The 13,371-nt window shown below is 71.9% G+C and carries 13 protein-coding genes and 1 pseudogene; 4 read left to right on the forward strand and 10 right to left on the reverse strand.

Annotated elements, in window-relative coordinates:
• Nucleotides 1–27 precede the first annotated feature (27 nt).
• The 4 genes from ACQEVM_RS12665 to ACQEVM_RS12680 form a co-directional block, all read right to left on the reverse strand.
• A complete protein-coding gene (locus ACQEVM_RS12665) occupies nt 28–1,143 on the reverse strand; it encodes an aliphatic sulfonate ABC transporter substrate-binding protein (RefSeq protein WP_433077979.1) in 1,116 nt (371 codons plus the stop codon).
• Between the two features lie 348 nt (nt 1,144–1,491).
• Nucleotides 1,492–1,677, reverse strand: coding sequence for a putative leader peptide (locus ACQEVM_RS12670; protein WP_433077981.1), 186 nt, complete (start codon nt 1,675–1,677; stop codon nt 1,492–1,494).
• A gap of 49 nt (nt 1,678–1,726) precedes the next feature.
• Complete coding sequence (locus ACQEVM_RS12675) at nt 1,727–2,185, reverse strand: RrF2 family transcriptional regulator (protein WP_433077983.1); 459 nt, start codon at nt 2,183–2,185, stop codon at nt 1,727–1,729.
• 163 nt (nt 2,186–2,348) lie between these two features.
• A complete protein-coding gene (locus ACQEVM_RS12680; protein WP_433077985.1) occupies nt 2,349–3,551 on the reverse strand; it encodes an acyl-CoA dehydrogenase in 1,203 nt (400 codons plus the stop codon).
• Between the two features lie 743 nt (nt 3,552–4,294).
• Between ACQEVM_RS12680 and ACQEVM_RS12685 the strand changes: the two genes are divergently transcribed.
• Nucleotides 4,295–5,575: a peptide ligase PGM1-related protein gene (locus ACQEVM_RS12685; RefSeq protein WP_433077987.1), complete on the forward strand. Its 1,281-nt coding sequence runs from the start codon at nt 4,295–4,297 to the stop codon at nt 5,573–5,575.
• A 159-nt stretch (nt 5,576–5,734) separates the two neighbouring features.
• On the opposite strand, the gene ACQEVM_RS12690 is transcribed toward ACQEVM_RS12685, so the two are convergent.
• From ACQEVM_RS12690 to ACQEVM_RS12710, 5 genes are read right to left on the reverse strand one after another with little or no spacing between them, the layout of a single operon-like run.
• On the reverse strand, nt 5,735–7,096 hold the full coding sequence (locus ACQEVM_RS12690) for a PP2C family protein-serine/threonine phosphatase (protein ID WP_433077989.1): 1,362 nt from the start codon (nt 7,094–7,096) through the stop codon (nt 5,735–5,737).
• On the reverse strand, nt 7,093–8,334 hold the full coding sequence (locus ACQEVM_RS12695; protein ID WP_433077991.1) for an ATP-binding protein: 1,242 nt from the start codon (nt 8,332–8,334) through the stop codon (nt 7,093–7,095). Before ACQEVM_RS12695 ends, ACQEVM_RS12690 begins: the two co-directional genes overlap by 4 nt.
• Nucleotides 8,322–8,735, reverse strand: coding sequence for an anti-sigma regulatory factor (locus ACQEVM_RS12700; RefSeq protein WP_433077993.1), 414 nt, complete (start codon nt 8,733–8,735; stop codon nt 8,322–8,324). The genes ACQEVM_RS12695 and ACQEVM_RS12700 overlap by 13 nt, the downstream gene beginning before the upstream one ends.
• Nucleotides 8,732–9,172 (reverse strand): STAS domain-containing protein, encoded by a 441-nt coding sequence (locus ACQEVM_RS12705; RefSeq protein WP_433077995.1) that lies wholly within the window; start codon nt 9,170–9,172, stop codon nt 8,732–8,734. Before ACQEVM_RS12705 ends, ACQEVM_RS12700 begins: the two co-directional genes overlap by 4 nt.
• Nucleotides 9,169–10,023: an STAS domain-containing protein gene (locus tag ACQEVM_RS12710; protein WP_433077997.1), complete on the reverse strand. Its 855-nt coding sequence runs from the start codon at nt 10,021–10,023 to the stop codon at nt 9,169–9,171. Before ACQEVM_RS12710 ends, ACQEVM_RS12705 begins: the two co-directional genes overlap by 4 nt.
• 796 nt (nt 10,024–10,819) lie before the next feature.
• Between ACQEVM_RS12710 and ACQEVM_RS12715 the strand changes: the two genes are divergently transcribed.
• From ACQEVM_RS12715 to ACQEVM_RS12725, 3 genes are all read left to right on the forward strand, one after another.
• Nucleotides 10,820–11,086, forward strand: coding sequence for a DUF4235 domain-containing protein (locus ACQEVM_RS12715; protein WP_433077999.1), 267 nt, complete (start codon nt 10,820–10,822; stop codon nt 11,084–11,086).
• A gap of 618 nt (nt 11,087–11,704) precedes the next feature.
• On the forward strand, nt 11,705–12,346 hold the full coding sequence (locus ACQEVM_RS12720; protein ID WP_433079985.1) for a HemK2/MTQ2 family protein methyltransferase: 642 nt from the start codon (nt 11,705–11,707) through the stop codon (nt 12,344–12,346).
• Nucleotides 12,347–12,521: 175 nt separating this feature from the next.
• Nucleotides 12,522–12,980, forward strand: coding sequence for an SRPBCC family protein (locus ACQEVM_RS12725; protein WP_433078001.1), 459 nt, complete (start codon nt 12,522–12,524; stop codon nt 12,978–12,980).
• Nucleotides 12,981–13,150: 170 nt separating this feature from the next.
• On the opposite strand, the pseudogene ACQEVM_RS12730 reads toward ACQEVM_RS12725, so the two are convergent.
• Nucleotides 13,151–13,367, reverse strand: a pseudogene (locus tag ACQEVM_RS12730) (diaminopimelate decarboxylase); the annotation flags it as partial.
• Nucleotides 13,368–13,371: the final 4 nt, after the last annotated feature.

Genomic DNA, 13,371 nt, shown 5'->3' on the forward strand with positions numbered 1-13,371 from the left:
CCTCCCCTCGCCCTTTCGCCCCGGGGGTTACTTGGCGCCGAGGCCGGCGTCGGAGACCTCGGGCTTGCCGGCGGTCTTGAGGACCTTGTTGAGGAGTTTCAGGTCGTAGATGCCGGTGAGGTCGGGTTCCTGGATGAGGTTGGCCTTGACGGCCCAGTCGGATTCGGTCTTGAGGGTGCTTGCGAGGGGGTCGTCGGTGACGAGGATGCTCGGCCAGGCGGGGTCGATGACCTTGGGGTCGAGGGCTTTGCCGCCGAGGGTCTTGAGGGCGGCGTTGGCGGAGGCCTTGGCCTTGTCGGGGTTGGTGTTGATCCAGTCGTTGGTCTTGACGGTGCCGGTCAGGACGGCTTCGACGACGTCGGGGTGCTTCTTGAGGAACTTCTGGGACACGATGACGTTGGTGATGACGAACTTCTTGTCGGGCCAGAGTTCGGTTTCGTCGAGGAGGACCTTGGCGCCTTCGGAGACGAGTTTGGAGGCGGTGGGTTCGGGGACCCAGGCGCCGTCGATGGAGCCTTGTTTGTAGGCGTCGGGGGTGACCTTGTTGTCGGTGCGGACGACGGAGACGTCGCCCTTGCCGGATTCGGGGTCGACGTTCCAGCCCTTGGTGGCGATCCAGTTGAGGAAGGCGACGTCCTGGGTGTTGCCCTTTTGGGGGGTGGCGATCTTCTTGCCCTTGATGTCGTCGAGGGTTTTGATCTTGTCGGGGTTGACGACGAGCTTGACGCCGCCGGAGGCGGAGCCGGAGATGATGCGCAGGTTGGTGCTCTTGGATTTGACGTAGCCGTTGATGGAGGGGGAGGGGCCGATGAAGCCGATGTCGAGGGAGCCGCCGTTGAGGGCTTCGATTTCGGAGGGGCCGGCGTTGAAGGTCAGGGGCTTGATGGTGGTGGCGCCCAGTTCCTTGGCGATGAGGCCTTCCTGGATGCCGACCAGGGCGGTGGCGTGGGTGAGGTTGGGGAAGTAGCCGATGCGGACCTCGGGGGCGGAGAGCTTCTTGCCCTCGGCGCCGGCGGGTGCGGGCTTGTCGGCGGACTTGCCCTTCTCGGCATCCGAGCCGTAACCGCAAGAGGCGAGCAGCAGGGGCAGCGCGGCCGTGACGGCGATGGCACGCAGGGCGGTGAGCGGTCTTGCAACAGACACGGAAGTGTCCTTTCACGTCATGGAGTTCGGAGCGGTGGGGACGTACGGACGTACGGGCAAGGGCGGGGGCTGAGCCGGGCGGCGCGAGCCGTCGGCACGCACGGCATCGCACCGCTCCCGGCCTCGGAGGCGGGTCGCGGTCGGGGACGGGCAGCGGACGGGCCGCGGACGAGAGCGGTGCGATGCCCGGGGGCGAAGGCGCGGCCCACGTGTCGCACCCGTGGGGGCGAAGCCGCCCGAGCACGGAGATCGACCGGGCGGGGCCGCGCGGCCGGCGGCGAGCCGATCCGCGGGTGGGGGCGGGCCCGTGGACCGGGCTTGCCGGATCGTCGAGTCCCGCGGAGGGTGTCAGGCCGTCTGACAGATGGCGCTGGAGGTACGGACCAGGTCGATGTGTCGACGGGAGGTCAGGGGCGAGCCACGGCGTGCGTGATGCGGTGTTCGCACGGCCACCTCCCTGATTTCCTGCTTTTCCCACCGGGTTGGTAGGCATATTGGCAGACGGCGACACCCGCCCCAAGAGGCTGACCGCATACTGGACGCCTCAATCTCGCGATCCGAGAAGGCGCAGGTGGGGCGAGGGTCAGGGATTGGTCCAGGCCTCGGGGGTGCGGGCCAGCGCGGAGACGTCGGCGGGCAGTTGGGACGACGCGACGTCGGCGAGCGACACGCCGTCGAGGATCTCCCGCACGTTGGCCCGCAGCGCGATCCACAGGGGCAGGAGTGCCTCGGCCGGGCCGGTGTAGGACAGGTCCGGCGGGCGGACCCCGCGCACCGAGACGAGTGGTCCGTCCACGACGCGGATGACATCGGCGATGCTGATGGACTCGGCGGGCTTGGCCAGGCGGTATCCGCCGTTGCCGCCGCGCCGGCTGACCACGAGGCCACCCCGGCGCATGTCGTTCAGGATGCCTTCGAGGAACTTGTGCGGGATGTCCTGGGCTTCGGCGATGGCCTCCGCTTTCAGTGGCCCGTCATCCAGTGACCCGGCGAGCTGTAGTGCGGCACGTACCGCGTAGTCCGCCCTGGCTGAGATCCGCATACCGGCATTATCCCGTACGGCGCCGGCCGACGTCCCCGGCCGATGTCCCGGGGTGAGGTCCCCGCGTGAGGTCCCGGCGTGAGGTCCGGCGCGGCGGGCCGCCGGCCGGGGCGCGTGTCCACGTCGGGCGGTGGTGGACGCGCGCCCCGCGCGGGGGCCGCGGTCAGTGGAAGGTCGCCGCCACCGCGCGGTGGGAGCCGTTGAGGTAGTGCTCCCCGATCGAGCGCAGGCGGTGCGCGGCGGGGTGGTGGGCGGTCAGGACGCGCGCGTTGCGCCAGAAGCGGTCCAGGCCGGGCGCGTCGGCGAGTTCCAGCACCCGAGCGGTGATGTGCAGGGCTGCCTTCGACGTCACCGTCTCGGCCGTGGCGACCAGGGCCGAGACGCCCGCGGCTTCCTCGTCGTCGAGCCGCGCGCCGGTGTCGAGGGCCTGCGCCATCGTCTCCGTCGCCCGGTCGACCACGGCGATGGCGGTCTGGGCGGCGGAGGCGAGTTCCCCGTACGTCAGGAAGAGGTCCGGGTCCGTACCGGGCAGACGGTAGGCACGGCCGCCCCTGCTGAGGTCGCGTGCCTCGCTGAGCGCGCCCTCGACGATTCCCAGGCCCACGTGGCACAGGGCGAGCCGGAGCGCAGGCTCGGCGAGCGCGGTGAACGGCGCGGTCGACTCCTCGTCGTCCGGCCGGCGGCCGAGTACCTGGCCGGGCGGGACGGTGACCCGGTCGAGGACCACCGTGCCCGCGCCGGCGACGCGCTGCCCGAGGCGGTCGTGGGCGGGTTCGACGGTCACGCCCCGCGCGTCGGGCGGGATCAGTACGGTCAGGATGTCACCGGTCACGGCGCAGCGGGCGTCGACCACGATCCGGTCGGCGACGGCGACCGCCGTGTCCACGAACCGGCACCCGTTCAGGACGTGGCCGCTGTCCCGCGGCCTCAACGTGAGGTCCTGTCCGTCGCTGTCGTCGTCGGGCGCGGTACCGCGGGACGCGCCGGTCCACAGCCACTGCGCCCGCACCGACTCCTCTTCGAGCGCGTCCGCGTGGTGGCGACTCGCATGGAAGCGTCCGCTCCACGCGTGGACGTAGTGGCGGGCGAGCACCTCGCCGACGGAGCTGTCCGCCGAGGCGACCCTCCGGACGACGGCGCACCCCGTGCGCCAGTCCGTCCCGCGCTCCGGCGCCGGCGGGGTGAGGGCCGCGAGCAGGCCGGCCTCGCGCAGTCGGGCCACCTCGTCGGTCGGCGGTCTGCCCGCCTGGTCGCGGGCGAGGGCGTCCGCGGCGAGGTCCTCCGCCACGTCGCGGGTGGTGCGTACAAGTGTCCGACGCCGCTCGGCGGCGGTGGTGCGGTCGAGGGTGCTCGGTGTCGTCGGCACGGGCGTCACCGACAGGCCCGGTCGCCGCCGCGTGGCGCTGGGCGGACGGCGGTGCCATGGGGGACGGCAGTGGTCATGTCGGCTACTCCGGAGCGTTGTCGGGTGGCGTCGGCGGGTGGGGCGGGGAAGGCGGGGGAGAGGCGCAAGGGGTGGGGCGCGGGCGGGAGTCGGTCGCGTCGGGGCGGCTGGTGGTTCAGTCGCGCTCCGGCCTCGCGGGGGTCACCCGGGGCGGCCGTCGGATGCGGGGTGCCGGGCCCGGTGAGCGCCGGCACCGGCGGGTGGACGGGCGGCAGAGCACCGAAATTCCCACCTTTCCCATCGGATTGATAGGGATACTTGCCCGAAGTGGCCTTCCAGGCAAGGCTTGACCGAATGACGGACAGCGTCGTCTCGGATGGAAAGACGGTGCGAGCGTGTCGCACCGGTGTCCGGGGCGGCCCGGGCCCGGTGCCCGCGCAGCCCCGCCGGCCGGGAACCCTGGTTCGCCCGCCTGGCCCACCTGGTGACCCGCGGTGCGCCGTGCGGGCTACAGGTACGCACCCGCTCACCGGTAGTCCCCCCGCCGGAACGCGGATCCCTCCGCACGAGAGGGGCCGAACGGATGTACGGGGAGGTCGAGATCCCGTCGAGGTCGGGGTGTGGGGCGCAAGGGTGACGGAACGCGAACACGCGTCTCGGACCGGCCGGCGCGGGTAGCAGTGGAACAGGCGACAGAGGAGCAGCGATGAATGAGACGGGTCCGGATGAGTGAGACGGGTCCGTTCGTCGTCTTCGCGAACTTCCTCTCGGACCTGGCGGTGGACCTCGGCGAGGGGCAGGTGCTGACGCGGTGGGCACAGCAGGCGCCGCGCAAGGCGTGGTTGCTGCGGCCAGGGGACGTACTCGTCACCCCGGTGCCCCTGAGCGGGGAGTTCCTGCGGTACGTGGGCGACCTCACGGGGGTGCCGCCGGAGACGGTCACGGTCGTCGAGGTGCCCCCGTCCGGCGCCGTCCCCCTGGCGCGGGCGGTGCGCGAGGCCGGACTCGCCGAGCACGTCCGGGCTCTCGCCGCCGACCGCGGGGCGGCGTTGTTGCCGACGGCGCTCGACGCGTCGGCCATCGCGTTCGCCCGGGATCTCGGCCTCACGGTGCACCCCTACCCGACGGTCGACGCCGCGGCGGGCGCCCTGCACACGGCCATGCTGCTCAACACGAAGGCCGGCTTCCGCGAAGTGGCCGGGCGCCTGGGCATGCGGCTGCCGACGGGACGGGTGTGCCGACGCGCCGAGACGGAGGGCGTCGTCCGCGAGCTCCTGGAGAACCACGAACGTGTCGTGGTCAAGCCCGACCGGTCCGCGGGAGGCCACGGTCTGCGCTTCGTGTCCCGCGAGGACCTGCGGGGCGGCGCGGCCCTGGAACTCGACACCGTGGGCGGCCCCGAGGGCACGTGGGTGGTGGAGGAATGCCTCGACGTGATCGAGTCGCCGAGCATCCAACTGGAGACCACGGCCTCCGGAACTCACGCCCTGTTCAGCGGCGCGATGCGTACCACCGACGGGTCCTTCACGGGGTACCTTTCCCCGCTGCCGCCGTCCATGGCGCATCCGGCCGAGGAACTGGAGAAGTGGGGGGCGGCCCTGGGCCGCCATCTCGCCGACCACGGCTACGCCGGGCCGTTCGGAGTCGACGCGCTGGTGAACGCGGACGGAGAGGCGTACGCGAGCGAGAGCAACATCCGCCGTACCGCCACCACCACCCCGCACGCCATGGTCACCCGCCTGACGGCGGCCTCGCCCGTCACCCGTCCGGCCTGGTCGGTGGCCACGGGATGGACGCGGCGCCCCTTCGGCTTCGGGGCGGCCCTCGACCGGGTGCGCGAACACCACCTCGCCTTCGACCCGGCGAGCGGCGAGGGTGTCGTCCTCTACGCGGATGCTCCGCCCGACGGCCGCTCCTGGCGGTACGCGGTGATCGCCGCAAGCGCGGGGGACGTGGCGGAACGGGAAGCCGCGCTGTCCGAGGCCCTCGACTTCGAGGGTCGCTGATCCGGAGGGTCGCTGATCCGGAGGGTCGCTGATCCGGAGGGTCGCGAGATCCCGGGCGTCGCCTTCCGTGCCGGAATCCGCACGGCAACTCCACGCATGCGGTTCGCCACGCGGGCTTCCCTCCGAGTGGCCCGCACCGCCTGACGGCCACCCCGAGGGCTACCCGGGAGGGTTGAGGCGGGCGGCGAAGACGATGATGTCGTCCTCGGGCTCGGCCGCGAACACGTCCACCAGCCGCGTGCACAGGCCCTCCGGGTCGGCGGGGCCTGCCGCGGCGGTGCTGCTGAGGAGCCGCAGCCGGTCGTGGATGTCACTGTCACGGGTCTCGACGAGTCCGTCGGTGACCATCAGGAGCAGACTGTTCGGCTCGATCCGGTGGCTGACGGCGCGGGGGTGCGGCAGCCCCAGTCCCAGGAGAGGCCCGTGTTCGCGCAGGTAGCGCGGGGGGTCGCCGGGGGACAGGAGCAGCGGGGGCAGATGGCCGGCGTTGGCGACGTGCAGACGGGCGTTGCCCGGTTCGATCAGCACGATGCACACGCTGGTGGTCCACCCGGGCTGATGCAGGCCCAGCAGGTGGTCGAGGTGTTGCAGCAGGACGTGCGGCGGGTGGCCCTGCGCTGCGTAGGCGCGCAGCGCGTGTCGCAACTGGCCCATGACCACGGCTGCCTGAAGGGAGTGGCCGACGACGTCGCCCACTGCCACCAACAGACCGTGAGGGGTGTCGACGGCTTCGTAGAAGTCGCCGCCGATCTCGGCCGTGGTCGCGGCGGGCAGGTAGCGCACGGCGAGTTCCACGCCGGGGGAGTCGGGCAGGGTGGCGGGGAGGAAGGTGCGCTGAAGGGTCAGGGCGAGTTCGTGTTCCCGCCCGAAGCGCTCGACGACGTCCTTGTGCTCGACCGTCAGCTCCGCGTACAGGGCCATGACCCCGGCGTTGGTCTCGGTGAGCTCCTCGTTGAGGCGTTCCAACTCGTCCCGTTGGGCGTGGGCCTCCTCCAGCGCGGCGATCAGGTCGCGGGTCTGGGCCTGTAGGTCGTCGATCGCGCTCGCGGGGGCGTCCGCCTCCACGACGGCCCGGAGCTGTGTCATCTCCAGTGTCCTGGCGGCGAGTTCGGGGATCGGGCAGACGATGTCGATCCGGCCGCCGCAGGAGAGTACCGCCGCGGTCGCGGGCCGGTCGGCGGTGTCGGGCGCGGGTTCGTAGCGGGTCTGTGGCAGCAGCCGGGTGACGGCCGCCAGCGACTCGTCGCCGGGGACACGGTCGTCGCGCCACCGCAGGGAGGCCTTGAGCGCGGCCGGCTCCCGCAGCACGTCGAAGGTCGCGGTCATGGGGGCGGGACGCAGGAGATCGCGTCCCAGTTCGCTCAACGCCGTGGCCAGGCGCACCTGGTCGCGGTTGTCGAGACCGACGGCCTGGGCGATGGCCTTCGCGCGGCGGCGCAGGTCGAAGACGTCCTTCTCGGTGCCGACCGAGGTGACCAGCGCGGGAGCGTGGCCGCGGGTGCGGGGGACGGGCGCGTTCACCAGGCTCCCTTGGCGACCACCACGCTGGCGTCGTCGCGGCGGGTCCCGGCATGGCGCAACAGGCCGGTGGCGATCAGGGCGGGCGGGTGATGCAGCAGGGGGGCCACGTCGGCGGGCCTCCAGCGTTCGTTGAGTCCGTCGGAGTGCATGATCAGGACCCCGTGAGGGGGTATGTGGTGCTCGTACGTGCGCAGTTGGCGCATCTGGTTGCCGACGATCCCGGGGTGGGAGAGCAGGCCGGCGCGGGAATCGGCGGTGACCACCGCCGCGGCGATGTTCCCGATCCCGCAGAACAGCAATCGGCCGTCGGGCTCCAGACGGGCGACCGCGACCGCGGCGCCACGCGTCCCGCGCAGGGCCCGGTGCACCTCCTCCACGACCTGCTCCGGAGTGCGCGCCGTCCCGGAACGGAAGGCCTGCACGGCCGCCTGCGAGGCGATGGCGGCCATCGGTCCGTGCCCGAGTCCGTCGCAGGACATCACCAGCACGGCCCGGCCCGGGCCCGCGGCGGCACCGTGGACGAGGGCCGAACGGCCCCCGGCCCCCGGCCGCGGGGAGTGGTCGGACCCGTAGGAGGGGCCGTGCGGGCGCTCGACCGGTCTCCGGGTCGCGGTCATCGCCGTCCAGTCGAGCGAGGTACCGGACGCGCTCGGGCGGCCGGCCCGTTCGTCCCGTGCCCCGCTGTCCCGCGCGGTACGTTCGCCGGTGTCGACGCGTGCGGCCCAGGCATCGCCGCACACCTCCTCGCCGCCCATCGGTCGGGTGATCCCTCCCACGACGGCCTCGCCCGTCACCGACGGGTGCGGGGGGTGCGGCCAGAAGCGGGCCAGCTGGACGGTCCCGATTCCCGGCACGGACTGGACGTCGAACCTGTCCGCCAGGCGCTGCACGGCGCCCAGGCCGATCCCCAGGGTGCCGATGGTCGACACCCCGTCCCGCAGCGCCGCCGCGACGTCCGCCATGCCGGGACCGCCGTCGACGACCACCACCTCGACCCCCGCCACGGCATCGTTGCGCAGCACGCGCAGCAGCATGGAGCCGTCGGCGGAGTGCTTGGTGACGTTGGTCGCCAGTTCCGCGACGGCCAACACCAGTTGGGCGGTGCGGTGTTCGCCCAGCCCGATCCGTCGGCCCAGGGCCGCCGCCGCACCGCGCGCGGCCTCCGGCTGGTCACGGAACCAGGCGGAGTCCTCGCAGTCGAGCAGCAGCGGCCCGTCGAGGCCCGTCACCGGGCCCACTTGGTGATGGTGACCGTGGTGCCGCGCCCCGGTGCGGTGTCCAGGACGAAGTCGTCGACCAGCCGCCTGGATCCTGACAGGCCGAGGCCCATGCCGTTGCCCGAGGTCCAGCCGTCGGTCAGGGCCAGCTCCACGTCGGGAATGCCGGGCCCCTGGTCCACGAAGTTCAAACGCACTCCCCGCCGGCCCCGCTCGTCGACCACGACGGCGGTCATGGTGCCCCCGCCGCCGTAGATGAGGGTGTTGCGCGCCAACTCACTCGCGGCCGTGATCAGCTTGGTCTGCTCCACCAGGGAGAGCCTGCATTCCTGCGCCAGGGCGCGGACGAGTTGACGGGCCTGGACCACCCCGGCGTTGGCGGTGATCTCCAGTACCTGCGGGCCGTGGGAAGGCCCGTTCACAGACCGGCCGCAGCATCCGGCGCAACGCCGTCACGGCCTCGTTCGGCCGGATGGGCGGACGTGTTCTCGCCCATCGCGACCGCGCGTGCCTGTTCCAGCATCCGCAGCCCCTTGTCCAGGGTCAGGGCGGTTCGCACGCCGCCGAGCGAAAGGCCGAGTTCGACCAGGGTGATGGCGACCGCGGGACGCATCCCGACCACGACGGTCTGCGCGTCCAGTAGGCCGGATATCGACGCGATGGTGGAGAGCATCCGACCCACGAACGAATCGACGATCTCCACGGCGGTGATGTCGATGACCACCCCGTGCGCGCCCGACTCCACCACCGCGGCCGCGAGGTCGTCCTGAAGCAGCATCACCGCCTGGTCGTCCAGATCCGTCTGGATGGACACCAACAGCACTTGTCCGATCCGCAGGACCGGGACCTGCTCGCTCACCGGCCACCGGCCTGCGGCGTCGTGCGCGAGAAGGAGACGCCGGAGCGTCGCAGCGCGTGCCGCAGGGCATCGGCGAGCGTGGCCTTGGTGACGATGTCGCCGAAGTCGATGCCCAGGGCCACGATCGTCTGAGCGATCTGCGGACGAATGCCGGAAATGGTGCATTCTGCACCCATCAGGCGTGCGGCCACCACCGTCTTCAGCAGGTGCTGGGCCACCTCGGTGTCCACGGCCGGGACGCCGGTGATGTCGATGATGGCCTGCTCGGAGCCGGTGTCGATCAGCGCCTGGAGCATCTTCTCCATCACCACCATGGTGCGTGCCGAGTCCAGGGTGCCGACCAGCGGAACACCGATGACCCCGTCCCACAGCTTCACCACCGGCGTGGACAGCTCCATCAGCTGCTCGGCCTGCGCCGAGATCAACTCCTCGCGGGTGCGCGTGTAGACCTCGATGGTGTACAGGCCCAGGGTGTCCAGGAGGGAGGAGAACCTCAGGTACGCCTGTACGTCGCTGCCCTCGCCGGTCAGGGACGGTTCCAGGGCCTCCTTGAGCGCGAACACGCTGACGGCGGTCTCGGTGGGGCTGAATCCCTGCCGGGCCCGAGCCCGCGACAACTCCGTGAGCAGGGCGCGGACCTCGCCGAAGGCCTCGCCGCGCCCGTCCATGCTGCCGCTGCTCAACGCGGCCACCAGTGCGGCGTACAGCTCCTGGAGTTCGCGCTGAACCTCCGCGCGACTCACCCGCCCACCCAGCGAATCGTTCACCTTGTCCGCCCACTCGGCGTCGAGGTTCTCCCCCCGGACGGACAACAGGCCGATCAAACGATCCGAAACGTTCTCATCAGCCACGGCGCACACCCCTCGTAAAGGAGACCGAGCGGTCCCCACGGAACTCTAGGCCATCCCGAGAGCTGTGGAACACCGGCCAATTCGGTCCGCCCCAGAGTGTTTTGAACGTGAGCTGATTCACCGACGCGGCAGCGGATCCTGGTGTAAGGGAACCCTGGGGCGAACATCGGCAAACGCACTCCGCACGCGGAACCCGAGCCCTTCCCGCGAGACACCCGCTCCTCCCGGAAACCGAAAATCTGCGACCGTCGGATGTGGATCCGCCTCACCGTCGTCGGGGATCCTTCCCCGGCCCACCTCGGTATCGTCACCGCCCGTGGCCGGACGGAACTCCATTCGCCGCCGGGCCGATGAGTTTCCCGTACCGGATTTTCTGCCCTCGGGGCGGGTGCCCGGACGCTTGTCGGGTAGGCGCGGCATGACGACATCGTGCGCGTCTTCCGGGAAGAAGGCTTTCGAAAGGGAGAGGCCGCCACCGGCGGACTTCTCGCTTCGGCCGTGAATTCCCGCCGATCGTCGCCCGCCGGAAAGAGGCGGACGCAAGGTCCGTCCTCCTTCCGAGCAGACCATCGACAGAGTCAGGACCGGGCCAAGACCGAACCGGTCGAGATCAAGAAGAGGGTCCACCGATGACGAACGACCGCCGAACCGATTGCGGTACGCCCACGCCGGTGCCGCCGCGCGAGCCGGTCGAGCGCCCGCCCGCGGCGCCCGCCGGCCGGACGCCACTGCTCGCCGTCGGCGGGGCGGCCCCGTTGGCCCTCCTGCTGGTGTGCCGTGGCCGGGGGCACCGGCGATGAAGGCGGCCACCCTCGCCTACAAGCCGGTCGGGCTCGCTCTCGGCGCTGCCGGCGGCATGATCGCGGGCGCCGTGTTCCGGCAGATCTGGAAGCTCGTCGAAGGTGAGGGAGACGCTCCCAACGCCACGGACGAGGACCGGACCTGGCGGCAGATCCTGATCGCCGCCGCCATCCAGGGCGCCATCTTCGCCGTGGTCAAGGCCGCGGTCGACCGCTCGGGAGCCGTGGCGGCCCGACGCTTCACGGGAACGTGGCCGGGCTGAGCGGTGCCTCCCCGTCCCGGGTCCCGGGTCCCGGACGACCGGTCGACATGGCCTGACACGGATCGCGCCCACCCAGGGCGCCGTGCCGCCGCACGGCGGCGCCCGATTCTTCCGAAACCTTCGAGAAAAGGAGTTTCCGGTGACCAGCGGCCGCACAGCCCGCCCGACTCTCACCTCCCCCCTTCCCATACCGAGAGAACGGCCCGATCAGCAGGCCGCCGGACCCGACCACTTGGATATCGCGGCGATGATCGAGCACGCACGGAACAGGCCTCGCAGGACGTCCTCTCCCGAGGAGCCCGGTCGCGCATGACGAACCGGGCGCGAAAGCCCCTGTGCATCGTGCCCGGCGCTATTCCCGCGCTTTCGTACCGAGAGCCCCGACGCGCCCGAAACACCGAAACCCGGGGAACACCGAAACCCCGGGGATCGGGACGACCCGTCGGCCGAATGTCCGTCTGATCCTCTGAAGATGGACGCAATTCGGATGAAGGACCCGAACCAGGGAAGCCGCACCATGTCGTGCATTCCGGCGGCCCACTCCCGGGCCGCATTCGAACCCGGAGGTAAGCGGTGCCCAGTACCGCCCTGTCCTTGGTTTCGCTGCCCGCCGGGCTGATGGCCCTGCCCGGTGTCTACGCACCGCAGGCGGACACCGGGCTGCTCGTCGACGCACTTGCCCGCGAGGACGTCGGGCCCCGCACGGAGGTTCTGGAGATCGGCACGGGCACCGGGATGCTGGCGTTGCACGCCGCGTCCAGAGGAGCCCGGGTCACGGCGGTCGACGTCTCCCGGGCCGCCGTGACCACGGCACGGCTGAACGCGTGGCGCCACCGGCTCCCGCTGCGCGTCCTGCACGGCGACTTCCAGGCCAGAACGGCCGGGAGCCGCTTCGACCTGGTCGTCACGAACCCGCCGTACGTCCCGGCCCCGGGCGACCGGCTCCCCACGCGCGGCCCGGAGCGGGCCTGGGACGCCGGGCCCGACGGCCGCCGCGTCATCGACCGGATCTGCGCCGGCGCCCCGGCCCTGCTGCGTCCCGGCGGCGTCCTGCTGATGGTGCACTCGGGCATGTGCGGGACCGAGGAGACCCTCTCCCGACTGACCGGCGTGGGGCTCGCCGCCGAGGCCACGGCCCGGGCCTCCGTGCCCTGGGGCCCCGTCCTGCGCTCGCGGCGCTCCTGGCTGGAGCGACAGGGCCTGGCGGCCGAAACCGAGGAGCGGGAGGAACTGGTGGTCATCCGCGCCCGGGCCCGGTGACGACGCGACCGCCGGCGCGAACGGTGGGACGATGGGCGTGAGCGGGGGCGCCGGCACGAGCGCCGCGCCCGCGGGCGGCGCGAGCGCCTTCCGGAGGCGGGCGGCGGGCCAGGCCGGGAAGAAGCAGCCATCACGGTGTAGACGCACCATCCGTTCCGGCAGAGGGGCTCCACCCATGGCCGTACGCAGTCAACTGATCCATCGCCCCCCGCACGCGGTGTGGGCGGTACTCGCCGACCCGAGCCGCTACGAGGACTGGGTGGTGGGCCCGTCGCAGTCCACGCCCCTCGACCGGACCTGGCCCGAGGTGGGCTCCCGCCTGCGCTACACCCTCCGGCTCGGCCCCTGGTCGACCCAAGGCGTCACCACCGTCCGGAACGCCGAGCCCGGCAGGGAACTGGAACTGGAAGCCTCGTTCGATCCTCTCGGCACGGCGAGGATCTTCCTGCAACTCAGGCCGTGGGGCGAGGAGACACTGGTCATCTGCGATGAGCATCCCCTGCGCGGCCTGGGCGGCACCCTGCACAACCCCGCCGTCGAAGCCCTGATCCAGCTCCGCCACCGAGGGATGCTGGCCCGCCTGGCCAGGCTCGTGGAACAGGATCCCGTCGCCGAACAGGGCCCCGTCGCCTGACAGGACCACGTCGCCGAACAGCCCCGGCCGAAGACCCCCGGTGCCTGACGCGGCGGTGCCCGACACGGGCCCGACGGGGTCGCGACCGCGAACCTCCCGGTCGACGCCGAAGCGGCCCCGCGCCCGCACGCGGCACGGACCCTCCTCCACCACACCGGGGGTCTTCGCCTTTCGGGCAGCACCACGCCGTGCGCGTCGCGGAAGGGCCATCAGGTCCACCATGCGGCGTACGGCCGTCACGTACGGCCCGACTTCGGTGATCTGCGAGCCGATGTGGCAGTGCAGGCCGGTCAGTTCGAGCTGCGGTTGGCCCAGGATGCGGGCGACGACACGTTGCGCCGAGCCGTCGGCGGGGGACAGGCCGAACTTCTGACCTTCGGTGCCGGTGCCC

Origin of the sequence: Streptomyces sp. CA-243310 (genome assembly GCF_050936775.1) — a bacterium.
In the GTDB taxonomy this organism is placed as follows: Bacteria; Actinomycetota; Actinomycetes; order Streptomycetales; family Streptomycetaceae; genus Streptomyces.

What these genes read in the sequence shown, in the direction of transcription:
- ACQEVM_RS12715 (WP_433077999.1), top strand. Translation starts at nt 10,820, where the DNA reads ATGAAGGCGGCCACCCTCGCCTACAAGCCGGTCGGGCTCGCTCTCGGC.
- ACQEVM_RS12725 (WP_433078001.1), top strand. Translation starts at nt 12,522, where the DNA reads ATGGCCGTACGCAGTCAACTGATCCATCGCCCCCCGCACGCGGTGTGG.
- ACQEVM_RS12720 (WP_433079985.1), top strand. Translation starts at nt 11,705, where the DNA reads ATGGCCCTGCCCGGTGTCTACGCACCGCAGGCGGACACCGGGCTGCTC.
- ACQEVM_RS12685 (WP_433077987.1), top strand. Translation starts at nt 4,295, where the DNA reads ATGAGTGAGACGGGTCCGTTCGTCGTCTTCGCGAACTTCCTCTCGGAC.
- ACQEVM_RS12675 (WP_433077983.1), bottom strand. Translation starts at nt 2,185, where the DNA reads ATGCGGATCTCAGCCAGGGCGGACTACGCGGTACGTGCCGCACTACAG.
- ACQEVM_RS12670 (WP_433077981.1), bottom strand. Translation starts at nt 1,677, where the DNA reads ATGCGGTCAGCCTCTTGGGGCGGGTGTCGCCGTCTGCCAATATGCCTA.